A 23,660-nucleotide genomic window follows, 5' to 3' on the forward strand; every position below is an offset into this window, starting at 1 on the left:
ATGTTTGGATACTACGTTTCACTCGCGATCCGGAGCCTGCGCGGTACTCCGGTGCTGAGCGCACTGATGGTAGCCGCCATCGCAGTGGGTGTGGGGGCGTCGATGACGGTACTCACCCTGAACTACATGATGTCGCAAAACCCCCTGGCCCATAAGGACAGCGTTCTGTACGCAGTCCAGCTCGACAGCTGGGACCCCAACGAGGCATACCAGCGCAGCAGCAACGAGATGCCGGTCCAGCTTACCTACCGGGATGCCACCGCCCTGCTGCGCTCGGACATCCCCGCGCGCCAGGCAGCCATGCATCGCTACGGTTTCACGGTGAGCTCCGACGATTTCGAGCTGCGTCCCTTCAGTGGGGAAGCGCGTATCACCACGCGGCAGTTTTTCGCACTGTTCGACGTGCCTTTTCTCTACGGCGGCACCTGGGACGCTGACGCCGACAGTTCGCCGGTGCAGCAGGTGGTGCTGTCCAAAGCTACCAACGAAAAACTGTTCGGGGGCGAGAACAGTGTCGGCCGGTCAATCGACCTCAACGGCGAGCCCTTTACCGTGGTCGGCGTTATCGACAAATGGAATCCGTCGCCGAAGATCTACGACCTCAACAACGGCCCCTTCAACGAAGCGGAGGAGCTCTACATACCCTTTGGCCTCCACCGCAAATTCGAAATCTACAGCTGGGGCAACACCAACGGCTGGGCCAGCGGTGACAGCGGCGAGGGCTATGAAGGTCACCTGCAGGGCGAAAGCGTGTGGATCCAGTACTGGGTGGAACTGCAGAGCGCAGAGCAACTGGAGAACTACAGGGACTTCCTGACCGGCTATATCCGCGAACAGAAGCAGCAGGGCCGCTTCCAGCGCCCGCTGAAGTTCGCCCTCACCAGGCCCTCGGAATGGCTGGTACTGAATGAAGTGCTCAGTGACGACAACCGCGTGCTGGGCTGGCTGTCGCTGGCATTCCTGCTGGTATGTGTGGTCAATGCGGTGGCGCTGATGCTCGCCAAGTTCCTGCGCAAGGCGCCGGAGGCCGGCGTACGCCGCGCCCTGGGGGCGAGCCGCCAGGCGGTGTTCGTACAGCATGTGATCGAGAGCGGCTGTATCGGCGTGTTCGGCGGGCTGTGCGGCATCCTGCTGGCGCTGGTCGGCCTCGGCACCATCCGCCAGCTCTCTTTCGGCTATATCGACCAGGTTGCCACCATGGACTGGCTGATGATGCTGGCCGCCGTGGGCCTGGCGATTCTCGCCAGCCTGCTGGCCGGTATCTACCCCGCGTGGCGGGTCAGCCGCACCAACCCTTCCCTTTACCTGAAAACCCAGTGAGGACAGCACCATGTTGGAACTGAAACCCATGTTGTCCGCCCTTTGGCGCAACAAGATCTCGGCGATGCTGATTGCGCTGCAGCTGGCGCTGACCCTGGCGATTGTCAGCAATGCCAGCATTATCGTGCAGGACCGCATCGAGAAGATGGCTCGCCCTACCGGCATGCCCGTAGAGGACCTGATCGCGGTCACTTTCCAGCCGATCGCGCAGGATTACGACATGCACGGTGCGGTGCTCGCAGACCTCGACCTGCTGCGCTCCATTCCCGGAGTGGTGGACGCCACCCACACCAACCAGATCCCGGTGTCGGGGTCCGGATCGGCCAGTGTGTTCCACAACCAGCCCAACCAGGAAATTGGCGGCGAGGTGTCCAACTATTACGAGACCGGCCCCCACTTTATCCAGACCCTGGGCATGAACCTGGTCGCCGGTCGCAACTTCACCCCGGCCGACATGCAGGTGGTCCAGCCCAACGAGGATTCCCGCACCCGGGTGGCCATCATCACCCGGCAGATGGCGGATGCGCTCTACCCCGACGGCAATGCCCTGGGCAAGTCCTTCTACAACTCCAATGGCACCGACCCGGTAGAGATTGTCGGCATAGTCGAGCGTCACCTGGGCGCCTGGGTGAGCTGGTCCAAAGCGGGGAACGTGATCTTCTTTCCCCGGCTGGTAGAGACCAACTTCAAGCGCTATATGGTCCGCGCCGAGCCCGGCCGGCGCGACGAAGTACTGAAAGCGGTGGAAAAGCAACTCGCCGAGCGCGATCCACAGCGGGTGATGCATATCGAGACGCTGGCCGAGCGGCTCGAGCGCAGTTACATGAGCGACAATGTCATGGTCAAGGTACTCTCGGCGGTCGTGACCCTGCTTACGTTTATCGTCGCCCTGGGCATCGTGGGCCTGACAGTGTTCTGGATCAACCAGCGCCGCAAGCAGATCGGCGTCCGTCGCGCACTGGGCGCAACGCGCCTGAACATCAGCCGTTACTTCCTGGTAGAAAACACCCTGATTGCAATCACCGGCGTGGCGCTGGGCATGGCCGGGGCCCAGATCGCCAACCACTTCATGGTGTCCTCCTACTCGCAACCCGCGCTGTCGTTGCCCGTGCTGCTGGTCTGTGCGTTAATACTGGTGAGCGTCAGCCTGGCGGCCGCCCTGGTCCCCGCCCTGCGCGCTGCCAATATCTCTCCGGCCACGGCCACCCGCAGTGTGTAGTTGAGACCCTCCAGGCTCACTGGATAACGGGCGCTCGCGCCCGTTTTTTGTTTGACCGAGCGATACCGGTAATGGACAAGATCCTCATTATTGATGACAACCCCGGCGTCGTCTCCGCGCTGGAGCTGCTGCTGTCGCTGCACGGCATGGAGACAGTCAGCGCGGTCACCCCGACCGCCGGCATCCAGCTTTTGCAGCAGCACCGGGATATCCGCCTGGTGATCCAGGATATGAACTTCACCGCCGACACCACCTCCGGTGAAGAGGGGCGGGAACTGTTTTTTGCACTGCGGGAGATAGAGCCGGACCTGCCGGTAATCCTGCTCACCGCCTGGACCCAGCTGGAGATGGCGGTGGAGCTGGTCAAGGCCGGCGCGGCCGACTACCTGGGCAAGCCCTGGGATGACAACAAGCTGATTGCAACAGTTAACAACCTGCTGGAGCTCCGAGAACTCCAGGAGCAGCAGCGCCAGGCTCAAAGCCATGCACGGCGCGAGCGCCAGGAGCTTGAGCAGCAGTTCGACCTGCAGGGCATCGTCTATCGAAGTAACGCCATGCAGAAGCTGCTGGAGATGGCCACCCAGGTGGCCCGCTCGGACGTGCCGGTGCTGATCACCGGCCCCAACGGCGCCGGCAAGGAAAAGATCGCCGATATCGTGCAGGCAAACTCTCCCCTGCGCGACGGTCCCTTCCTCAAGGTGAATGTCGGTGCGCTGCCGGAGGACCTGATGGAAGCCGAACTCTTCGGTGCCGAGGCCGGCGCCTACACCGGTGCCGGAAACCGGGCGCGGGTGGGGCGCTTCGAGGCTGCCGACGGCGGCACCCTGTTTCTGGACGAAATCGGGGAGCTCTCCGCCAGCGGGCAGGTAAAGCTGCTCCGTGTACTGCAGACCGGCGAATTCCAGCGGCTCGGCAGCAGCCAGACGCGCCGGGTAAAGGTCCGTGTAATCAGCGCCACTAACGCCGACCTGGCACGCCAGATCGCCGCTGGCGAATTTCGCCAGGACCTGTTTTACCGCCTCAACGTCATCGAACTGAAGCTCCCGCCCCTGTGCGAGCGGCCCCAGGACATACTGCCGCTGGCTCGTCGGTTCCTCGGCGAAGAGGGGCAGAAACGTCTCTCGCCGCAAGCAGAAAAGGCGCTGCGGCAATACGACTGGCCGGGCAACGTCCGCGAGCTGCAGAACACCATGCAGCGCGCAGCGGTGCTGACCAGGGGGGACACCATCGATGCGGATACCCTTTCGCTACCCGAGCCGAGCAGCAGCACCAGCGTGGACCTGAGCTTTGAGCCCGACCGCGAACTGCTGGAGCGCACCCTGGCCGGGTGTAACGGGGTCATCGCACAGGCCGCGAGGGAGCTCGGGCTCAGCCGGCAGGCCCTCTACCGGCGCCTGGACAAGTACGGGATTTCCTACTGATGCGATTGCGCCTGAGCCTCGAAGCCCGTCTGTTCGCTTGCGGCACGCTGGCGGTGCTGGTCGCCGCAACCCTGCCACTGTTACTGCTGGGCATCGGCACCGGCCCACGGCTTGCCTGGAGCGCGGGCCTGGCCGCGGCGCTGGTCGCACTGGTCTTGCTGCTGCGGCTGGTGACCCGGCCGCTGAACCGGACCCTGCAGGCGCTTGAGGGCGGCCTGCTGAATTTCCGCGACGGCGATTTTTCTGTCTCCCTGGCCATCAAGGGTAGCGATGAGCTGGGGCGCCTGGCACTGCTGTATAACGACGCGGGCGAGATACTGCGGCGTGAGCGAGCCCATATCTACCAGCGCGAGCTGCTGCTGGACACCATGATCCAGAGTTCCCCCCACACGCTACTGCTGGTGGACCAGGGCGGCCGCGTCATCTATGCCAATACCAGCGCCCGCCACCTGCTGCATCGGGGCAAGCCCATCACCGGCATGCTGCTGGCGGACCTGCTGAAAACCTGCCCGCCCGAACTGGGGCGGGCGATCCGCAGCGGCGAGGACGGCCTCTACAATTACAGCGATGAAAACGGTGGCCATTCCCAGCATGTCAGCAACAGCGTCTTTGTGCTGAACGCCCAGCGGCACCGGCTGGTCCTCATTCGCGAAATGACACGGGAACTCACCCGCGCAGAGGTGCAGGTGTGGAAGAAAGTCATTCGCCTGATCAGCCACGAACTCAACAATTCACTCGCCCCCATCTCCTCCATGGCTCACAGCGGCAAGCTGCTTGCCCGGCAGCCCGACAAGCAGGAGATCCTGGAACGGGTCTTCGACACCATCGCCGAGCGCTGCCAGCACCTGACCGAATTTACCCAGGGGTATGCGCGCTTCGCCAAGCTGCCGGCGCCCAGCCGCGAGGAGGTCGACTGGAAAAAACTGATCGAGCGGATCGAGCCTCTCCACCGATTTACCCTCTGCGACAAGCTACCCAGTCGGCCGGGGTATTTCGATCCGGTGCAGATGGAGCAGGCGCTCCTCAATCTGCTCAAGAACGCTACCGATGCCGGCACCCCAGCAGGTAAGACCGAAATCGAAATCCGGACAGACCGCCACGGGCAGACAATCATCGTTCGTGATTGCGGCACAGGGATGGGAGAAAAGGTGCTGCAGCAGGCACTGTTGCCATTCTACTCCACCAAACCGGACGGCATGGGACTGGGCCTGGCACTCTGTCGCGAGATCGTCGAAGCACATGATGGCACCATCCAACTGCACAACCGGGCCGGCGGTGGACTGCAGGTAAACCTTTTTATCCCCTGGGCGGAAAATATCAGCCCCCATCGCCAGTAATGTCGTTCGCTGAAGGCCCCCCCAACCAGCGGCTTTGAACCTGACACCTTTGTATCTAACGCCGGTGCATTTAATAACGGTGAACCTGACACTGCCGCCTCTCTAGCACACTCGAGCTCCCGCGCCCCGGTTGCCAGATGCTTCCCGGCTATTTTTCATCTAACACTTTATTTCTGCCACGATTTTCATTGCGTCCTTTCTCACTCCGTGCGCCATAAGCCAGGCGGTCAAATGAGCTGCCCGCTTCCTCAAAGGCAAACGCGAGCGATTTGCAATTGCGCTGAGTTTCGCAGCCATGCGGATTGATTACTTGTTATGCCCGGCATGAACTAACCTAAAATCGGACATCAACCATTACGTCGTTTTCCGAAGAGGTTATTCGATCATGAGTGATGAAAAGCGGGATATCTCGCGACGGAAGTTTCTCAAGCTAAGCGGTTGCGCCGCCATTCTGGTTCCGGCGGCAATCATCGCCACAGACAGGGCCATGGCCCAGGGCAAGGCCAGCAAAGATTCTGTCAAATACCAGGACTCCCCCAAGGACGGCCAGAAATGCAAGGACTGCCAGTTCTTCACTGAACCCAATGCCTGCCAAGTGGTAGAGGGGGAAATCAGCCCGGAGGGCTGGTGCAACCTCTACGTCAAGAAGCAATAGGGTTCCGCCATGATCCCGGCCTTCAGGCCGGGATTGACGGCTCACCCCGCAACTTGCTTACGTCCGCGCGCGGCGGTGCACCAAACATACGGCTGTACTCACGACTGAAGTGCGACGGGCTCTCATATCCCACCCTGTAACTGGCCGATGCGGCCTCCAGCCCTTCCGCCAGCATCAGGCGGCGAGCCTCGTGCAGGCGCAACTTCTTCTGAAACTGCAGCGGTGACATACGGGTCACCTGCTTGAAGCTATGGTAGAGCGACGACTCGCTCATGTTCGCGTATTCAGCCAGCTCGCGAATTCGCAGGGGCTCGGCATAGCGCTCCTGCAGTATGCCGATCACCCGCGAGACCCGGTTTGACTGGCTGTCCGCCACAGAGAGCTTGCGCAGGTGCGGCCCCATTTCACTCATCAGTACGCGGTAGAGCAGTTCCCTGCGCACCAGGGGGGCCAGGATCGGGGCATCTTCCGGGGATTCTGCCAGGGCAACCAGCCGGCTCAGGGCATCCAGGATGCCTCGATTCATCGTCCCCGCCCGCATACCACAGGAACTCTCCTCACATTGAAACCCCTGAAAACCAGCCTCCAGGATCGGGGCGCGGTCACCCAGCTCCAGCACCAGGTCACTGACCTCGTTGGGGTCGATATTCAGCTTGATGCCCAGGTGCGGGCTTTCCGGGGAATCGGCAATCACTCTCGCGGTAACCGGCATATGCACAGAGCAGGCGACAAAGTTAAGTGGGCCATACTCAATCTCCCGGTCGCCGAACTGGACCGCTTTTTTTCCCTGCACGATAAAGCCCATGCAGGGTTCATATACTGAAGACGTACAGGAGAGGTCCGAATTGGCACGGAACATGGCAAGGCCATCGAGTGTTGTTTCCAGTATCCCCTCATTCGGCATCAGTTGCAGCATGCTGGCTGCCAGCTGCTGGCGCGCCCGCTCCATGCCGGCATCAACGACCCCGGGCTGCAGAAACTGTCTTTGCGTGGCACCCATTACTGGTTCTCCCCGGCCGGTATCCAGCCCCGTCAATTCAAGGACGGCTAGTATACGTAGTTTTGAGCAACCGGCTTAGATCAATGCAGCATTAGGCAATGACTAAACAGGATTAAGCAACACCGTCTCTTACACCGCAAAAAAGATAGGCAATAATTGCCATTTTTCAGGCCGAAAACTGCGAACAGAAACTCGCCCGCCGCAAAGGGGCAGGAGTTTCACGACAGCGCGATAGTAGAATCAGGCAATCACACCACAGTAACCGGATACCGCCGAAAAGCCTCCCCCCCCTATGGTTCACAACCTCCGGAAATGTCCCCGCAGCCCGGGAAAGGCTTACCGCCTGCCATGGGAACAGATTTCCCCCACTGAACCGAATTTCGAGGATGGAAACCCGATATGACCAAGCTCCTGAAACTTGCTTCCGCGCTCCTGCCGGCGGTGGTACTTGCCGCCTGTGGTACAGGTGAACAGGGCGGCCAGCAAGCGCCGCCCCCGGCCGTTGAAGTGGCCGAGGTACTCGAGGAATCCACCACCATCTGGGGCGACTTCACCGGTCGCGTGTCGGCACCGCAGACCGTTGAGTTGCGCCCCCGGGTCAGCGGCTATATCGAGGAGGTCGCCTTTACCGAGGGCAACCTGGTGCTAAAAGGTGACCTGCTATTCCGGATCGATCCGCGGCCCTACCGCGCCCGCGTCCGTGCAGCAGAGGCGCAGCTGGCTCGCGCCCGCAGTGACCAGGAACTGGCTGACAGCCAGGCCGGCCGCGCCACCCAGCTGCTGCAGAGCCGCGCCATTTCACGGGAGGAGCACGACCGCCGCAAGTCGGCCGCGGCATCTGCCCGTGCCGCAGTCGATGCCGCCCGCGCCGAACTGGAAAATGCAAAGCTGGACCTGGAATACACCAGGGTCACCGCACCGATCAGCGGTCGCGTCAGCCGCGCCTTCATCACCCGTGGCAACCTTGCCAGCGCAGACCAGAGCCTGCTCACCACCCTGGTATCCGTGGACCCGATGTATGTCTACTTCGAGGGCAGCCAGGAAACCCTTGTCAGTAACCAGGGTCTGGCCCAATCCGGGAATGAACCTCCCGTGCGCGTTGCACTGGGGCACTCGGTTGACTTTACCCACAGCGGCAAGGTCAACTTTGTCGACAACCGCCTCAACAGCAATACGGGCACGGTGCAGTTCCGCGCACAGGTACCCAATCCCGACGGCACACTGCGGCCCGGGCAATTTGCCCGGGTGCAGATGCCCGTGGAACAGCTTGCTAACGCCATCCTGATCAATCGCAAGGCGGTGTTGACCGACCAGGACCGCCGCTACGTTTATGTAGTGAATGCAGACAACACTGTCGCACGCCGGGACGTTGAGCTGGGTCCACAGCAGGGTGAGCTGGTACTGATTCGGGACGGGCTGGAGGATCGCGAGCGCGTGGTGGTCAATGGACTGCAGAAAATATTCGCGCCCGGCATGCCGGTGCAGCCACAACTGGTGGCAATGCGCAGCCGGCCGACGGACCGGCAGGTCGCAGTGCGCTGACCTGCCGGTGGCGCTGCCACCAATCCAGCAATGTTCCAGCCAGCGGGCGGAACTGCCGCAGCAACCCCTGATGCGCCCGAGAGAGACCGCATGAACTTTTCCCGATTTTTCGTCGATCGCCCGATTTTCGCCTCGGTGCTGTCGATCATTATTTTTGTCGTCGGCCTGATCAGCATCCCGATCCTGCCGGTCACCGAGTATCCGGAAGTGGTACCGCCGAGTGTCCAGGTAACTGCCCGCTACCCCGGCGCCAACCCGAAAACCATTTCCGAGACTGTCGCCACGCCACTGGAAGAAGCCATCAACGGCGTGGAGAACATGATTTACATGAAGTCAGTGGCCAGCAGTGACGGCAGCCTGACGCTCAACGTGACATTCTCGCTGGGCACCGACCCGGACCAGGCCCAGGTGCAGGTACAAAATCGCGTATCCCAGGCACTCCCCAGGCTGCCGGAGGATGTGCGTCGCCAAGGCGTCACTACCCAGAAGCAATCGCCCAACCTGATGATGGCGGTGCACCTGATTTCACCGGACAACAGCCTCGATGCCACCTATATCCGCAACTATGCGGTGCTCAATATTCGCGACGAACTGGCACGCATCCCCGGTGTGGGCCAGGCCGGCGTCTTCGGTTCCGGCGATTACGCGATGCGCATCTGGGTGGACCCACAGAAAGCCGCTTCCGTCGGTGTCACGGCCGCTGATATCGTTGCCGCGGTGCGGGAGCAGAATGTGCAGGTATCCGCCGGCCAGATCGGTGCCCCGCCGATGCCCATGGATTCCGATTTCCTGATCTCCATCAATGCGAAGGGCCGGCTGGAGAGTGCGAAGGAATTCGGCAATGTGGTACTGAAGACCGGCAGCGACGGTGAGATGACACTGTTACGGGACGTGGCGCGTATCGAGCTGGCCTCTTCCCAGGATTCCCTGCGCGCATTGCTCAACGGCCAGCAGGCGGTGGCCATTCCCATTTTCCAGGCGCCGGGTTCCAACTCGCTCGAGGTTTCCAGCGCTGTGCGCGCAACCATGGCCGAGCTGGATGACAGTTTCCCGGAGGGCCTGGAATGGGAAGTGGCCTACGACCCCACCGTGTTTGTCAGCACCTCGATCCAGGCGGTTATCCAGACCCTGCTGGAAGCCGTGTTGCTGGTGGTACTGGTGGTGATCCTGTTCCTGCAAACCTGGCGTGCGTCACTGATTCCCCTGCTGGCGGTGCCGGTTTCCATTGTCGGCACCTTTGCCATGCTGCTGATGCTGGGCTTTACCATCAACACCCTGACCCTGTTTGCCATGGTGCTGGCAATCGGCATCGTGGTGGATGATGCCATTGTGGTGGTGGAAAACGTCGAACGGAATATCGAGGAGGGGCTCAGGCCGCTTGCGGCCGCTCACCAGGCCATGCGTGAAGTCAGTGGTCCCATTGTTGCCATCAGCCTGGTGCTGTGTGCCGTGTTTGTACCGATGGCATTCCTGGATGGCATTACCGGCCAGTTCTACCGGCAGTTTGCCGTAACCATCGCCATTGCCACGATTATTTCCGCCATCAACTCCCTGACCCTGTCGCCGGCACTGGCCGCAACCCTGCTCAAGCCCCACGGCGCCGCCCCGGATGCCCCGGCGCGCCTGATCGAGCGCCTGTTCGGCTGGGTCTTCCGGCCTTTCAACCGCTTCTTCCAGCGCAGCTCCGACCGCTACGAACGGGTCGTCGGCCGCAGCCTGAACCGCCGCGGTGCGGTGTTCGCCGTCTACGCCCTGCTGCTGGCCGGTACGGTATTCATGTTCAACCAGGTCCCGGGCGGCTTTATCCCCACCCAGGACAAGACGTACCTGGTGGGCAGTATTCGCCTGCCGGAGGGCGCCTCACTGGACCGCACCGAGGAGGTAGCGCGCCGGGTGAGTGGGATTGCACTGGATACGGACGGGGTTTCCCACGCGGCAGCTTTTGTGGGCTTCAATGCACTGCAGAACACCAATACGCCGAACGTGGGTACCGTGTTCGTGCTGTTCGACGATTTTGCCATACGCGATCGCAGCGCGCCGGAGATTGCCGCCGAGCTCAACGGCAAGCTGGCTCAGATCAAGGAAGGCTTTGCCGTCTCGTTTATGCCGCCGCCAATTTTCGGACTGGGTGCCGGTTCCGGCTACTCACTCTATATCCAGGACCGTGCCGGTGCCGGCTACGGTGAGTTACAGGTGGCGACCAACCAGCTCGCCGGTGCGCTGAGTCAGGCCCCGGGACTGAGCTACCCGTTCAGCTCCTACCAGGCCAACGTACCGCAAATGGATGCAGAAGTGGATCGCCTGCAGGCCAAGGCGCAGGGGATCCGGCTGGACGACCTGTTCGGCACCCTGCAGTTGTATTTCGGGTCCATGTACATCAATGACTTCAACCTGTTCGGTCGCACCTACCAGGTACTGGCCCAGGCCGATGCCCCCTTCCGCGATGAGGCCGGGGACCTGGACCACCTTTACACGCGCAACCGCGACGGGGACATGGTGCCCCTCAGCACCATGGTCGAGCTGGTGAAGAGTTACGGGCCCGATCCCGTCATTCGCTACAACGGCTACCCCGCGGCCGACCTGATGGGCCAGTCCGATCCGAAGACACTCTCTTCGGGCGAGGCACTGGCCGCAGTGGAACAGGTAGCGGGCAAGGTATTACCGCCGGGTATGCAGGTCGAATGGACCGATCTGAGCTTCCAGCAGGTCAACCAGGGCAACGCCGCCATGGTGGTGTTCCCGCTCGCCGTGCTGCTGGTATTCCTGGTGCTGGCGGCACTTTACGAGAGCTGGATCATGCCGCTGGCTGTGATCCTGATCGTGCCCATGTGCCTGCTTGCCGCACTGTTCGGTGTGTGGCTCACCGGTGGTGACAACAATATCTTTGTCCAGGTGGGGCTGGTGGTGTTGATGGGACTGGCCTGCAAGAACGCCATCCTGATTGTGGAATTTGCCCGCGAGCTGGAGCAGCAGGGCCGCGATACCGTCAGCGCCGCACTGGAAGCCTGCCGCCTGCGACTACGCCCGATCATCATGACATCCGTGGCGTTTATTGCCGGTGTGGTACCGCTGGTGCTGGCCGGCGGCGCCGGTGCCGAGGTGCGCAACGCGATGGGTATCACCGTGTTCACCGGCATGATTGGTGTGACCCTGTTCGGCCTGTTCCTGACGCCGGTTTTTTATGTGGCATTGCGCCGGTTCAGTGGCCGTGGTGACAGCGGTACCCCAGGTACCAGTGAAACCGCCAGTTCACAGCCAACGCGTGCGAAAGCGCAGAATACAGTGCAGGAGGACGCCCATGCGTAAATACAGAATCGTGGCCGGCGGGCTGCTCGCCGGAAGCATGATCGCCGGCTGCGCGGTCGGGCCCGAGTATCGTGTCCCTGTGCCGGATGTCGGCGAAACGTTCGCCGCTGAGCAGGGTGATCAATCATTTGATGCGACCGCAGAGCAGCAATTCTGGCGCGGCTTTGATGATCCCCTGCTGGCACAACTGGTGCGCCAGAGCCTGGATGCCAACCAGGATATCCGGGCGGCAGTATCCCGCTACCAACGGGCGGCCTCCCTGCTGCAACTGGCGCGACGGGAGCAGCTGCCCGGGGTAACCGCGGCCGCGTCGGCGGGCGAATCGCAGCCTGCACTGGTGGATGACCCAGATGGAAATCGTCGCGAGCGCTACGAGGCCGGTATCGCACTCGATTGGGAACTGGACCTGTTCGGCCGGCTCCAGCGCGCCAGTGAGGCCCAGCGGGCACGGCTGCAGGCAGCCGAGGCCGACCTGGGCGCGTTACAGGTGAGCATGATCGGCGAGCTTGCTGCCAGTTATTTCGAACTGCGCGGTCTGCAACAGCAATTGCTGGTGGCGCAGGGCAACGTGGACAACCTGCGTGACTCGCTCGACATTGTGGAGGCGCGACTCGCAGCCGGTCGCGGCACCGAGCTCGACCGTTCGCGCGCCCAGGCACAGCTGGCACAGACCCGTGCCGCCATTCCCGAATTGCAGGGGGCGATCCGTGTACGCATGCACCGCATTGCGGTGCTGAGTGGCCAGCAGCCCGCTGCACTGGTGGACAGGCTGCAACCGGCTGCCGGCCTGCCGCAGTCACAGCCCGCGATCCCGGCCGGCAGCCCCGTGGACCTGCTGCGTCGCCGCCCGGATGTGCGCGCCGCCGAACGGCGCCTGGCGGCCGCTACAGCCGACGTGGGCATCGTCACCGCCGACCTGTTCCCCCGCCTTACCCTCGGCGCCCTGCTGGGCTCAGTCGCCGGCGACTCGGGGAAACTGTTTTCCGGCCCGGCGGAATCCCGCAGCGTGGCCCTAGGGGTCGACTGGAGTTTCCTCAACAGGGGGCGAGTGCGCGCACGTATCGATGCCGCCGGTGCAGAGGCACGGGCGGCGCTGGCCGATTACCGCCAGTCAGTGCTCAATGCCCTGGAGGAAACGGAAAACAGCCTGGTACAGCATCGGCGCAATCGCGAGCGCGCCATGCAGTTGCGTCATGCACGCTCTGCCGCGCAGAGGGCAGAGCAACTGGCCCGGGCCCGCTACGACGAGGGCCTGAGCAGCTACTTTGAGGTTCTCGACGCCCAGCGCCAGGCCAACGCAGCCCGCGATGCAGAGGTCCGGGGCCACACCGCGGAGGTGGTATCGATGGTGAGCGTATACCGGGCCCTGGCGGGAGCACCGGCGCCGGCAGCACACTACGCGCAAAACCAGGGGGCTAGCCAGCCCCCTCTCCCCTGATGTCGCAGCGCCACGGTGGTTCAGCCCCGCTTGTCGCGATCCGGTTTCGCCCGGGGAAACACCTTCACATAGAGGCGGGTAATTACCGACAGGGGGATACAGGTGACGATGATCAACAGGCTGAGAACCAGCCGCATCAGGTCACTGCCCTCCCGCATTTGCTGGCGATCCTTCAGGTAAGCGAAGTGGCAGTGGCGGGGGCCATCGATGGGGAGAAACGTGAAATCGATCACCCGCTCCAGCAATCGCCAGTAGGGCCACAGTGGCTGCTCGTGATGACCGGCAAAATACCCGACCCGGGCAGAGATTGTGGCATCTGGATTGCCGCCGGCAATCGCATTCCCGAGCTGGTCGATCGCCACCAGCACCCCACCGATCCAGCTCGGGTTCCGGGTCCGGGGCAACCCCGGGCCCGGATCGTCAGGAGTCACTTGCTGGCATTCCCTCGAAGAACTCAACACGGCCAGTTTCCAGGGAGTACTCTGCGCCAACAATAAGCAGGCCATCCTGCTCTACCAGGCGCTCCAGGATCGAGGAACCATGGCGTAACTGGTTGGCCGACGCACGAATATTGGCGCGTACCGCCCGCTCGGCAAGCTCATCGGGCGCAACACTGCTCTCCACCAGCGGCTCAACCGCCGGGCGGATACGGTCAACAATCGAATACAGATTGGGCGAGCGGGTTTCACTGGGCTGGCGCAGCTGCTCGATCGTCGCCGCGACCGCACCGCAGTTCGAATGCCCCAGCACGACCACCAGGCGCGTGCCAAATGCTTCCGCCGCGAATTCGATACTGCCGACCTGCGACGGTGCGACAACGTTGCCGGCGACCCGGATGACAAACAAATCCCCTAGCCCCTGGTCGAAGACCATCTCGGCCGGTACCCGGGAGTCTGAGCACCCCAGGACTATCGTGTGGGGCGCCTGCCCCGCCAGCAACTCACTGCGACGGCTTTCATCCACCTCAAGGGGGCTTTGCGGTTCTCCCTCGACGAACCGGCGGTTGCCCTCCTGCAGGCGGCGCAGGGCCTCATGAGCGGACAGCATTTTGCACCTCCAATCTAGTCAGTTTCTGGAACTTTCAGAGAGAGGATACAAAACTCATTCGACCTGGCGCGTCGTGCCACTGCTCACTTTTCCACTTTCCCCGGCTGCGTGACGATATCCCCCACAAGAGCGCTCGCGCCCCCTTGTAATCCAGAGCTTGCGGACAGAAAACACGCGGCACCAGCCATCCCGATAGCCAGGACAGGTAACAGTGTTACTTCGACCAGCCCTGCAAATAGGCGTGCCTGGCAGGCTCGAGGGCGAACGGGGAAAATGGACCCATACACCAGTCTCCCGTGTCCAGCTGGTAACAGTGCGTGCCGCCCTCCAGGCACTGGGCAAACTCCGGCACCACTGGATCATCCGCCAGGCAATAGCGCGGGAATGCCGGCATCTCTTCGATTGGTATCGACTGATAACTGTAGGCCTGTGGAGTTCCCCGCAGGTCATTCCAGAGACCATCAAAACTGGAACCCGCACAGCCGGAAACCACCAGGCTGGCCCCGAACAGGTACAGAATTTTATTTTTCATAGACGATGCACCGCTTGCCCCCGGAAATATCGAAGCATTGCGCAGTTGGCGGGCAGATGGAGCCCTCGGCCAGCTCTTCCGCATCGCCGGGACAGGATGCATAGTTGGTGCGCGGCGAGGTATTGGTGGGCGCCGGCGCACGGTATTCCGCGGCACGGGGTACAGGCTTGCTGTAGGGATAGACAACGTCATCGCGCGGGTCGGTAGTACCACAGCCACCCAGCAGCGCAGCACCAAGCGCGGACAGGGCTATCGTTCGAATCTGCATGAACCTGAACCTCCAACATTGCGGCGGGGAAATGGCGACTGCTACGCAGACAGCACAACCCCGCGATCACTTTCCAGACCGCCATCCGTCGCGTAAACAGCGCGGCAATCCCTCGCCGAGTTCAATTCTGCTGCGCTCTCCTCGCGAAAGAGAACTGTCCCGCTGATCGGTCAGCCGGCTCAGTAAACCCGCATTATGGGGAAAAACCAACAGGGTGAGCCCACTTTCCGCAGTTCCGATTCCGTCGAGCACTGCCGGCTACTGGCGGGAGGCAGGTAATTGTTGGGCATGTAGTTACCCACCTCGACAAAATTTGCACTGGGCCGGACATCGTCCGGGTTGAAGTAAAAGGGGTCATTGCGATCACTGGACTCGACGGGTACGAAGATACAACCCTGCAGGGCCGCTGCCAGTGTCACAGACAGAGCGAACATCCCTATGCGCTTCATTTCCGAATACCTCTGATTTTCGAACGGCGCTTCCCGCTGTTACACCTTCAGTTTAGCTGGCGTGCGAAAAGCCTTGCGACAGCGGGGCCAGATTTGCGCGGTATTCAACATCAAAAGGTAAATGACACAGCGGATCCCTGGTGAGACGGCTGCGAAACCCGACAGGACCAGGGCAGTCAGGGGATCGAGTAAGGCGGGAGGGAGGCGACCGGTACTGCACGTACCGGTCGCACGAGGGTTACGACGCCGCTACAGCAGCAGGCGCCGCACGTCCGCGAGGACACTGACCATGTAGGTGAGGAAGCGCCCGGCATCTCCACCATTCACGGCACGGTGGTCATAGGACAGAGCCAGCGGCAACATCTTGCGCGGCACGAACTCCGAACCATTCCATACCGGCTTCACGCTCAGCTTGGATACTCCCAGGATACCCACCTCCGGCGAGTTGACGATCGGGGTAAAGCCGGTGCCGCCGATCGCGCCCAGGCTGGAAATGGTAAAGCATGCGCCCTGCATTTCCCTTGGTTTCAGCTTGCCATCGCGGGCAGCGACAGCCATCGCACTGGCCTCTTCCGCCAGCTCGTACAGGCCCTTCTTATCCACGTCGCGGATTACCGGCACTACCAGTCCCCTCGGGGTATCAACAGCCATACCAATATGCACGTAATCCTTGCGCACGATGTGCTCGCCATCGTTATGCAGCGACACATTGAAGCTTGGCTCGGCGCGCAGTGCTGCGGCCGCGGCTTTCAGCAGGAACGGCACCGGCGTGAGTTTCACCCCGCGCTTTTCAGCCTCTGCCTTCATGGACTTGCGGAAATCCTCCAGTTCGGTGATATCAGCATCATCGAACTGGGTGACGTGCGGCACATTGAGCCAGTTGCGCGACATATTCGCCGCGGTGATCTTGTGGATCTTGCTCATCGGCTCTGTGCTGACCGGGCCGAACTGGCTGAAGTCGATCTCCGGCATCTTCGCCACGCCCAGGCCACCACCAACGCCCACGGCACCGCTCTCGGCCTTCTTCACCTGCTCCTTGATATAGGCGTGCAGGTCGTCCTTGGTAACACGGTTGCGCGGACCGCTCGGTTTAACCTTGGTCAGGGTCACACCCAGCTCGCGCGCCAGCTTGCGTACCGCCGGACCGGCATAGACTTCTGCGGAGACAGTCAGGTCCCGGTGCAGGGCGTGGTCTTTCTGCGGCGCTGCAGGCGGCTCGGTGGTGGCACCGGACTCCTCCGCCGGCGCTGCAGAAGCGGGCTCCTTGGCCGGAGCCTTCTTTTCCGGCTTGGCTGCGGATGGCGCACCGCCGGAAACCACCTTCATCACGCCCAGCTTGTCACCGGTGGAAACCTTGTCACCTTCCTTGACGTCGATGGAGACCACGGTACCGGCGAAGGGTGCCGGCACGTCCATGGAGGCCTTGTCGCCCTCCACAACGATCAGGGAGTCGCCTTCTTCAACCTGGTCACCGGCCTGAGCGGTGATTTCAATCACATCTACCGCATCGGCTCCACCCAGGTCCGGCACCTCGACAGTTTCTTCCTTCTCCTCCCCGGACGCTGCCGACGCATCTGAGGGCTCCTCACCGGTTTCTTCTTCCGCTTCGGCGGAGGGTTCCTCGGCGCTCTCTTCGGTGGCATCTGCGGACGGCTCTTCGTCCTTATCGCCGCTGTCTCCCGCAGCCTCGGTTTCCATCTCACCGATCACATCGCCCTCGGAGACCTTGTCGCCCTCGGACACTGAGATGCTGGTGATCTTGCCGGCGTAGGGTGCCGGCACATCCATGGAGGCCTTGTCGCCCTCCACCACAATCAGTGAATCCTCTTCCGCAACGGTATCACCGACTGCCACGGAAATTTCAATCACGTCTACCTGATCGGCGCCGCCGAGATCAGGCACTTTAATGACTTGTTTTGCCATGCTTTCTGCCTTCCTTTTCCGGGGTGCCTTAGCTGATGCGCGGATTTGCTTTTTCCGGGTCAACGTTCAGTTGCTTGATCGCCTCGGAAACTTCTTTCTCCTCGATCACCCCCTGGTCCGCCAGGCCCTTCAAGGCAGCGATCGCCACGTAGTTGCGATCCACTTCAAAGAAGCGGCGCAGCTGTTCGCGGGTGTCACTGCGGCCGTAACCATCGGTACCCAGTGTGGTCAGGTCGCCATCGATAAACTCACGCAGCGGCTCCACATAAGAGCGGATGTAGTCGGTGGAAGCGATAACCGGGGATTCGTTGCCCTCGAACTGCTCGGTAATCCATGCCTTGCGGGGCTTTTCGCCCGGGTGCAGCATGTTCCAGCGCGCCACGTCCTGGCCCTCGCGCGCCGCCTCCGTGGCGGACGTCAGGTTCCATACATCGGAGGTCACGCCAAATTTGTCGGCCAGCAGGTCCGCCGCTGCCAGCACCTCGCGCAGGATGGTGCCGCCTCCAATCAGCTGGACGTGCTTCTTGGCCGCCTTGCCCTTTGCGCTCTTCTTGGCATTGGATTGCAGCTTGTAGATACCGCGGATAATGCCTTCTTCGACACCCTGCGGCATTTCCGGCTGGAAGTAGTTTTCGTTCTCGATGGTGATGTAGTAGAAGACGTTCTTCTTGTCTTCGTACATCTCTTTCAGGCCGTGCTGGATGATCACCGCCAGCTCGTAGCCATAGGCCGGGTCATAGCTCTTGCAGTTGGGGATGGTGGATGACAGCACATGGCTGTGGCCATCCTGGTGCTGCAGGCCCTCACCGTTCAGCGTCGTACGGCCGGCGGTGGCACCAATCAGGAAGCCGCGCGCCTGCATATCACCTGCTGCCCAGGCCAGGTCGCCGATGCGCTGGAAACCGAACATCGAGTAGTAGATGTAGAAGGGCACCATCGGCACGCCGTGGTTGCTGTAGGCGGTGGCCAGCGCCATCCACGCGGACATGGCACCAGCCTCGTTGATGCCCTCTTCCAGCACCTGGCCCTTCTTGTCCTCCTTGTAATACATGATCTGGCCGTGATCCACCGGGGTGTATTTCTGCCCCTGGGAGGAGTAGATACCCAGCTGGCGGAACAGGCCTTCCATACCGAAGGTACGCGCCTCGTCCGGCACGATGGGGGCCACGTTCTGGCCCATGTTCTTATCTTTCACCAGCGCGGAGATGGCACGCACAAAGGCCATGGTGGTGGAAATCTCGCGATCGCCGGAGCCCTTGGTCAGGGCACTGAAAATGTCCAGGCCGGGGACCTTGAGGGCCGGGAACTCGTTCTGGCGCGAGGGTACCGGGCCACCGAGGGCCTTACGGCGCTCTGCCATATACTTCATTTCCGGGCTGTCCGGGGAAGGACGGTAGTAGGGGACCTCTTCGATCTCCTTGTCGGTGATCGGGATTGCAAAGCGGTCGCGGAAGCGCTTCAGCGCCTCAGTATCCATCTTCTTGACGTTGTGGGTATCCATCGCCGCTTCACCGGCGGCACCCAGGCCGTAACCTTTCACGGTCTGCGCCAGGATCACAGTGGGCTTGCCTTTGCTCGCCATGGCTTCCGCGTAGGCTGCGTAGACCTTGTAGGGATCGTGACCACCGCGGTTGAGCTTCATGATCTCGTCGTCGGAGAGGTCTTTGACCATCTCCAGCAGCTCCGGGTACTTGCCGAAGAAGTGCTCGCGAGTGTAGGCGCCGCCGTTGGCCTTGAAGTTCTGCATTTCGCCGTCGACGGTCTCGTCCATGACTTTCTGCAGCAGGCCCTTGTCGTCTTTCTCCAGCAGTGGATCCCACAGGCGACCCCACAGGACCTTGATCACGTTCCAGCCGGCACCACGGAAGACACCTTCCAGTTCCTGCACGATCTTACCGTTGCCGCGCACCGGGCCGTCCAGGCGCTGCAGGTTACAGTTGACTACGAATACCAGGTTTTCCAGGTTCTCGCGGCCCGCCATGGAAATGGCGCCCAGGGTTTCCGGCTCATCGCACTCACCGTCACCCAGGAATGCCCAGACCTTGCGGTCGCCGCGGGGGGACAGGCCACGCGCGGACAGATAACGCATGATGTGCGCCTGGTAAATTGCCTGGATCGGACCCAGGCCCATGGAAACAGTGGGGAACTGCCAGTACTCCGGCATCAGCCAGGGATGCGGGTATGAGGACAGGCCGTTGCCGTTTACCTCACGGCGGAAGTTGTCCAGCTGCTCCTCGTCGAAACGGCCTTCCAGGTAGGAGCGGGCATAAATGCCCGGTGCGCTGTGCCCCTGGAAGAAGATCAGGTCGCCACGTTCGTCGCCCTCGTTACCGCGGAAGAAGTAATTAAAGCCGACATCATAAAGTGTCGCGGCAGAGGAAAAACTCGCGATATGGCCGCCCAGGCTGTCACTGTTGGAGTTGGCGCGCACCACCATCGCCAGCGCATTCCAGCGGATCAGCGAGCGGATCCGGCGCTCCATGAAGAGGTCGCCCGGCATACGCTTTTCGGCGCTCGGCGGGATGGTGTTGCGGTAGGGCGTGGTGATGGCCGCCGGCAGCTTCACCCCCACGTCCGTGGCGCGATCAGACAGCTGCTTCAGGATGAACGCCGCGCGCTCCTTGCCGCTGTAGCGGATCACCGCCTGCAGCGCATCCAGCCATTCCTGCGTTTCCTGGTTGTCGGTTTCTTCGTGCATCAAGTGCTCCTCGGCGATTTATGCGACGTCGAGTCGGTGTTTTTTCTACTCTCAGATAATTTCTTGGCAATCTGGCGCAAACGGGCAAAAGTACCTTGCGGGAAGAAAATTGCTTCCTTTTTTCAGCAAAAGCGCCAATTTACCGCCAACGCTGGCGGAAATGCAGAGTCTAGTATTATCCACTGCTGCGGCGGCAACTGCGGATGATTCCCCGCCAGTCTGCCGGCAAACTTGTCTCATTTGATTATGAGGCGGCTTCCCGGGCGCTGGCTTTCTGTGGCCAGTTGGTCAATCGGGAGCCGGGGCGCGGGCGATTGTAGTATTACTACAAAAAATTTTCCAGAAAGGACATTTAGTAACAATTAAAACCAATTTCCAAAACAATTCTGCTCTAAATTGCGACTTTAACGGAGAAATTTGCGGCAAAAAAACGAAAATCAATTACAAAATGCAGTCCGAATTTGTCATTTGAGTCACGCCTCTTGCGACCTGCCGGCACCGAGATACTCCGCATGAACCACGAAGCGCAATGGCCCACCGGCAGATAGTGCATCAAACGGGTAACAGGTCACCAGTACCAGTCCGGGTCCCGCCTGGATGGGCATCTGCTCGCGGCGACTGTCCACGACCCGACTGGAACTCACCCGGTAACGATACCAGCGCCCACGGATGTCCTGCAGCCTCACCACCTGCCCCGCACGCAGGTCGCGCAGGCCGTTGAAATGGGTATCCCGATGGGCCGCGATGACGGTGTTCCGGTCCCGGGCGCCGGGCGCTCCCGAGTTTTCCACCAGCCCGGGACCGAAAGCCAGTGCCTGGCCGCTGCTCCCGGACATAACCAGCAGCGGGCGGCCGCCCCCCAGGCTCAGGCGGGCCACCGGCCAGGTATCGGCCCAGGGCCAGGGGCGGACAGGCTCCCCGGAGCGCAATTGTTGCTCCCAGGCATCGTCGATCAGGTAATGGGCGAGGTGGGCCTTTGCCAGCAGCCAGGCGGCGCCTCCCAGCTGCCAGGCACCGGCAAGCAGGAACGACATCACCAGCAGGAACCGTAGCATCAGCGAGCCCTCACCAACTGCTGCTCCAGCGTCAGGCGTGCGCGCCGTGGATCGGGTAGCCACCGGCGCAACCAGTGCCGCAACCGCCGGCCGACTGATGCGCGCAGTGCGCGCCAGCTGCTGCGCCGCGGCGGGCGCTCCCATCCCAGGCCGGCGCCCAGGCCAAGCAGGCCGAGCGCCACCAGCAGCTGGGCATGGATACCGGTAGCCGTGGCTGGATAGCTCTGGCGCTGCAGGACCTGCCCGCGCGCCACGGCATTGGGGACCGGGCTGTTCGCGAGCCCCGCCACCTTCGGTCGCACGGGTGCCTGCTCGACAGCAACGAAGCTGGTGTAAGGACTGACCAACTGGAAAGCCAACGCCAGCTGGAGGATGTTATCGCGAAGTTTCTCCCCGGCAGCACTGCCCTCCCCCACGGTGCGCTGCCGATCCCGCAGCGCCTCTATACGGCTACGCGCCCAGAGACTGCCCAGCCCTCCCTCCTCCCTACCCGGGGTAAGCGCCAGCTCACGGCGGAATTGCCGGCCGGCGAGACGACCGCTCACCATCAGCTTGCCGTGCAGCTCCGGGCCGCGCACCCGGGCCACCAGCCGCAGCGGCTCACCCCGGTAGAGGTCCGGGATCTTCTTCGGGTAGGCATCCACATGCAGGCCCTTCGGCCAGGTGACCTGCAGGTCGGTAACCAGCGGGTGCTCCAGCTTGGCGAACAGCGATTGCATCCGCGCACTGACCTCACCGATATCACCGATGGTGATCGATGCACCCCGACCAATCTGCGCCGCCTTGCGCATGAAATGGCGGTTGGGGGCCGAACCGATACCAACGGTAAACAGGCGGGTATCGCCCAGCGATTGCCGCACCAGCTCGAACAGGGCGGCCTCATTACCCACCGCACCGTCAGTAATGAATACCACCTGCCGCACCAGGGTCTCGTCGCCGGGCAGCTGCTGCTCGAACGCCTTGCGCAGCGCCGGCGCCATCTCCGTGCCACCTCGCGCCTGCAACGCTTCCACCTGCACCCGCGCCAGGCGCAGGTTTTCAGTGGTGGCATCCACCGGGCGGGGGAAAACCGGGCGTGTCACACTGTTGAATTCAATAATATTGAAGCGGTCGCCGGGCTGCAGGCGCGACAGCGCCAGCAGCAGGCTGTCGCGTGCCTGGCGAATGGAAGAGCCACCCATGGAACCGGAAGTATCGATGACGTAGATCACCTCCCTTGGCAGCCGGCGGATTTTACCGGGCAGGTCCGGCGGCAACAGCAGCAACTGCAGGTAGGTACCCGCACGACCCGCATGGCCCTCGTCGCGGGAGTCTCCTCCCGATGTAACGGCATCATCCGCAACCACACCGGTAAAAAGTGCGGCCTGCGGCAGGGCCGACTGGCGTGGGCGCCAGCGCAGCACGAAATCCCGGTCCATCACCGCATCCCCGCCGCGCAGCGATACGGCATAGGTGCCACCGCCAGCCTGCTTAAAATCGATATCGTGATAGGGGCTGTGGATATCCGCCAGTGGCAGGCCACCCTCCAGATCCACCTCGATGGCGATTCGGTGACTGCCGCTGGCCGTCAATTCCGCCGCCGGCTGCATAAAGGGGCTGATCTTGTGCGCATCCGGCACCTGGTCGGTGGGCAGCGCCCAGCCATTGCCATCCAGCCGCAGCGCCTGCACCGTTTCGTCCGCGGCATCGACCCGCCCCGGAATGTAACGTGGCGTCAGGGTCGTGGGCAGCCGCAGGCTGAAGCTGCCACTGTCGAAACCCACCGGCATCAGGAACCGTACGGTTACATGGACTTTTTCCCCGGGAGCAATGTTGGCTACCTGGCTGGTAAACAGGTTCGGGCGCTGCTGCTCCAGCAGCGCCGCCCGCTTTCCCGCCGCCCGCGCCTCCCGGTAGATTCGCCTCGCCTGCTGGCGCTCCCTGATCTTGCCGACAATCCGGCGCTCGCCCAAACGGATTTCCAGTCTGTTGACGGCTGCCTGCGCCGGCAGCGGGAATACATAAACCGCCTCCTGCCAGCTGCCCGTAGTGTTCTCGAAGGCCTGCTCCAGCTCCACTTCCGCCAGCAGGCCACGCACCCGTAACACGGCGCGGCTGTTCAGGTGCACTGCCGGCTGGTAACTACCCTGCCCACCGGTCCTGAACAACAGGTCGCCGCTGCCGGCTTGCGCCAGGGACACTTCCCGGGTGACCGTGTCCCCGGGTACATTGGCCCGGCTCCCGGCTGCACCCACCACCACCGCCAGGGCGGTTACCAGTAATAGCAGCCAGCGGCCGCGCCGGTCACTGCGGTAGCGGCGCCGGTAATATTCCTCGGTGGGCAACACCACCAGTTCGCGCGGTATCCGCTGTCCGGAAAAAATTGTCCTGTCCACGGGCATCCCTCCATATCGTTTTCTCTATGGAGGGGATTACAGCGGAGTAACCGGGCAATCCCGGGGTCGGTTTAT

The 23,660-nt window shown here is 62.1% G+C and carries 18 protein-coding genes; 8 read left to right on the forward strand and 10 right to left on the reverse strand.

The window, feature by feature from the left end; all coding sequences use genetic code 11:
* The 5 genes from LVD11_RS08760 (at window position 1) to LVD11_RS08780 (ending at window position 5,952) form a co-directional block, all read left to right on the forward strand.
* Window positions 1–1,320 carry an ABC transporter permease gene (locus LVD11_RS08760; RefSeq protein ID WP_237058040.1) on the forward strand — a complete coding sequence of 440 codons (1,320 nt, stop codon included), beginning with the start codon at window positions 1–3 and terminating at the stop codon, window positions 1,318–1,320.
* Between the two features lie 10 nt (window positions 1,321–1,330).
* Window positions 1,331–2,539, forward strand: coding sequence for an ABC transporter permease (locus tag LVD11_RS08765; protein WP_237058042.1), 1,209 nt, complete (start codon window positions 1,331–1,333; stop codon window positions 2,537–2,539).
* A gap of 71 nt (window positions 2,540–2,610) precedes the next feature.
* Window positions 2,611–3,960: a sigma-54-dependent transcriptional regulator gene (locus LVD11_RS08770; RefSeq protein WP_237058044.1), complete on the forward strand. Its 1,350-nt coding sequence runs from the start codon at window positions 2,611–2,613 to the stop codon at window positions 3,958–3,960.
* Window positions 3,960–5,297, forward strand: coding sequence for a sensor histidine kinase (locus LVD11_RS08775; protein ID WP_237058046.1), 1,338 nt, complete (start codon window positions 3,960–3,962; stop codon window positions 5,295–5,297). The genes LVD11_RS08770 and LVD11_RS08775 overlap by 1 nt, the downstream gene beginning before the upstream one ends.
* A gap of 385 nt (window positions 5,298–5,682) precedes the next feature.
* Window positions 5,683–5,952: a high-potential iron-sulfur protein gene (locus LVD11_RS08780; protein WP_237058048.1), complete on the forward strand. Its 270-nt coding sequence runs from the start codon at window positions 5,683–5,685 to the stop codon at window positions 5,950–5,952.
* A gap of 22 nt (window positions 5,953–5,974) precedes the next feature.
* Here LVD11_RS08780 and LVD11_RS08785 read toward each other — a convergent pair whose 3' ends face one another.
* On the reverse strand, window positions 5,975–6,952 hold the full coding sequence (locus LVD11_RS08785) for an AraC family transcriptional regulator (protein WP_237058051.1): 978 nt from the start codon (window positions 6,950–6,952) through the stop codon (window positions 5,975–5,977).
* 399 nt (window positions 6,953–7,351) lie between these two features.
* On the opposite strand from LVD11_RS08785, the gene LVD11_RS08790 reads away from it, so the two are divergent.
* The 3 genes from LVD11_RS08790 (at window position 7,352) to LVD11_RS08800 (ending at window position 13,238) form a co-directional block, all read left to right on the forward strand.
* Entirely contained in the window at window positions 7,352–8,494 is a 1,143-nt protein-coding gene (locus LVD11_RS08790) for an efflux RND transporter periplasmic adaptor subunit (protein WP_237058053.1), read from the forward strand.
* A 90-nt stretch (window positions 8,495–8,584) separates the two neighbouring features.
* The gene (locus LVD11_RS08795) at window positions 8,585–11,800 is read left to right on the forward strand and encodes an efflux RND transporter permease subunit (protein WP_237058055.1); all 3,216 of its coding nucleotides are present in this window, start codon (window positions 8,585–8,587) and stop codon (window positions 11,798–11,800) included.
* Window positions 11,793–13,238, forward strand: coding sequence for an efflux transporter outer membrane subunit (locus LVD11_RS08800; protein ID WP_237058057.1), 1,446 nt, complete (start codon window positions 11,793–11,795; stop codon window positions 13,236–13,238). Before LVD11_RS08795 ends, LVD11_RS08800 begins: the two co-directional genes overlap by 8 nt.
* A gap of 20 nt (window positions 13,239–13,258) precedes the next feature.
* On the opposite strand, the gene LVD11_RS08805 is transcribed toward LVD11_RS08800, so the two are convergent.
* From LVD11_RS08805 to LVD11_RS08845, 9 genes are all read right to left on the reverse strand, one after another.
* Window positions 13,259–13,669, reverse strand: a complete 411-nt coding sequence (locus tag LVD11_RS08805) for a hypothetical protein (protein WP_237058059.1) — start codon at window positions 13,667–13,669, stop codon at window positions 13,259–13,261.
* Window positions 13,659–14,285, reverse strand: a complete 627-nt coding sequence (locus LVD11_RS08810) for a carbonic anhydrase (RefSeq protein ID WP_237058061.1) — start codon at window positions 14,283–14,285, stop codon at window positions 13,659–13,661. Before LVD11_RS08810 ends, LVD11_RS08805 begins: the two co-directional genes overlap by 11 nt.
* Window positions 14,286–14,499: 214 nt before the next feature.
* Window positions 14,500–14,817 (reverse strand): hypothetical protein, encoded by a 318-nt coding sequence (locus LVD11_RS08815; RefSeq protein WP_237058063.1) that lies wholly within the window; start codon window positions 14,815–14,817, stop codon window positions 14,500–14,502.
* Window positions 14,807–15,085 (reverse strand): hypothetical protein, encoded by a 279-nt coding sequence (locus LVD11_RS08820; RefSeq protein ID WP_237058065.1) that lies wholly within the window; start codon window positions 15,083–15,085, stop codon window positions 14,807–14,809. The genes LVD11_RS08815 and LVD11_RS08820 overlap by 11 nt, the downstream gene beginning before the upstream one ends.
* 179 nt (window positions 15,086–15,264) lie before the next feature.
* Entirely contained in the window at window positions 15,265–15,534 is a 270-nt protein-coding gene (locus tag LVD11_RS08825; RefSeq protein WP_237058067.1) for a hypothetical protein, read from the reverse strand.
* Between the two features lie 249 nt (window positions 15,535–15,783).
* Window positions 15,784–17,457 carry a dihydrolipoyllysine-residue acetyltransferase gene (gene aceF, locus LVD11_RS08830; RefSeq protein ID WP_237058069.1) on the reverse strand — a complete coding sequence of 558 codons (1,674 nt, stop codon included), beginning with the start codon at window positions 17,455–17,457 and terminating at the stop codon, window positions 15,784–15,786.
* A gap of 28 nt (window positions 17,458–17,485) precedes the next feature.
* On the reverse strand, window positions 17,486–20,155 hold the full coding sequence (aceE, locus tag LVD11_RS08835; protein ID WP_237058071.1) for a pyruvate dehydrogenase (acetyl-transferring), homodimeric type: 2,670 nt from the start codon (window positions 20,153–20,155) through the stop codon (window positions 17,486–17,488).
* 473 nt (window positions 20,156–20,628) lie between these two features.
* On the reverse strand, window positions 20,629–21,210 hold the full coding sequence (locus tag LVD11_RS08840) for a class GN sortase (RefSeq protein WP_237058073.1): 582 nt from the start codon (window positions 21,208–21,210) through the stop codon (window positions 20,629–20,631).
* Window positions 21,210–23,585, reverse strand: a complete 2,376-nt coding sequence (locus LVD11_RS08845) for a marine proteobacterial sortase target protein (protein WP_237058075.1) — start codon at window positions 23,583–23,585, stop codon at window positions 21,210–21,212. Before LVD11_RS08845 ends, LVD11_RS08840 begins: the two co-directional genes overlap by 1 nt.
* Between the last annotated feature and the right edge of the window lie 75 nt (window positions 23,586–23,660).

Source organism: Microbulbifer sediminum, assembly GCF_021729035.1.
Lineage (GTDB): Bacteria > Pseudomonadota > Gammaproteobacteria > Pseudomonadales > Cellvibrionaceae > Microbulbifer > Microbulbifer sediminum.

What these genes read in the sequence shown, in the direction of transcription:
- LVD11_RS08760 (WP_237058040.1), top strand. Translation starts at nt 1, where the DNA reads ATGTTTGGATACTACGTTTCACTCGCGATCCGGAGCCTGCGCGGTACT.
- LVD11_RS08765 (WP_237058042.1), top strand. Translation starts at nt 1,331, where the DNA reads ATGTTGGAACTGAAACCCATGTTGTCCGCCCTTTGGCGCAACAAGATC.
- LVD11_RS08770 (WP_237058044.1), top strand. Translation starts at nt 2,611, where the DNA reads ATGGACAAGATCCTCATTATTGATGACAACCCCGGCGTCGTCTCCGCG.
- LVD11_RS08775 (WP_237058046.1), top strand. Translation starts at nt 3,960, where the DNA reads ATGCGATTGCGCCTGAGCCTCGAAGCCCGTCTGTTCGCTTGCGGCACG.
- LVD11_RS08780 (WP_237058048.1), top strand. Translation starts at nt 5,683, where the DNA reads ATGAGTGATGAAAAGCGGGATATCTCGCGACGGAAGTTTCTCAAGCTA.
- LVD11_RS08785 (WP_237058051.1), bottom strand. Translation starts at nt 6,952, where the DNA reads ATGGGTGCCACGCAAAGACAGTTTCTGCAGCCCGGGGTCGTTGATGCC.
- LVD11_RS08790 (WP_237058053.1), top strand. Translation starts at nt 7,352, where the DNA reads ATGACCAAGCTCCTGAAACTTGCTTCCGCGCTCCTGCCGGCGGTGGTA.
- LVD11_RS08795 (WP_237058055.1), top strand. Translation starts at nt 8,585, where the DNA reads ATGAACTTTTCCCGATTTTTCGTCGATCGCCCGATTTTCGCCTCGGTG.
- LVD11_RS08800 (WP_237058057.1), top strand. Translation starts at nt 11,793, where the DNA reads ATGCGTAAATACAGAATCGTGGCCGGCGGGCTGCTCGCCGGAAGCATG.
- LVD11_RS08810 (WP_237058061.1), bottom strand. Translation starts at nt 14,285, where the DNA reads ATGCTGTCCGCTCATGAGGCCCTGCGCCGCCTGCAGGAGGGCAACCGC.
- LVD11_RS08815 (WP_237058063.1), bottom strand. Translation starts at nt 14,817, where the DNA reads ATGAAAAATAAAATTCTGTACCTGTTCGGGGCCAGCCTGGTGGTTTCC.
- LVD11_RS08820 (WP_237058065.1), bottom strand. Translation starts at nt 15,085, where the DNA reads ATGCAGATTCGAACGATAGCCCTGTCCGCGCTTGGTGCTGCGCTGCTG.
- LVD11_RS08825 (WP_237058067.1), bottom strand. Translation starts at nt 15,534, where the DNA reads ATGAAGCGCATAGGGATGTTCGCTCTGTCTGTGACACTGGCAGCGGCC.
- aceF (WP_237058069.1), bottom strand. Translation starts at nt 17,457, where the DNA reads ATGGCAAAACAAGTCATTAAAGTGCCTGATCTCGGCGGCGCCGATCAG.
- aceE (WP_237058071.1), bottom strand. Translation starts at nt 20,155, where the DNA reads ATGCACGAAGAAACCGACAACCAGGAAACGCAGGAATGGCTGGATGCG.
- LVD11_RS08840 (WP_237058073.1), bottom strand. Translation starts at nt 21,210, where the DNA reads ATGCTACGGTTCCTGCTGGTGATGTCGTTCCTGCTTGCCGGTGCCTGG.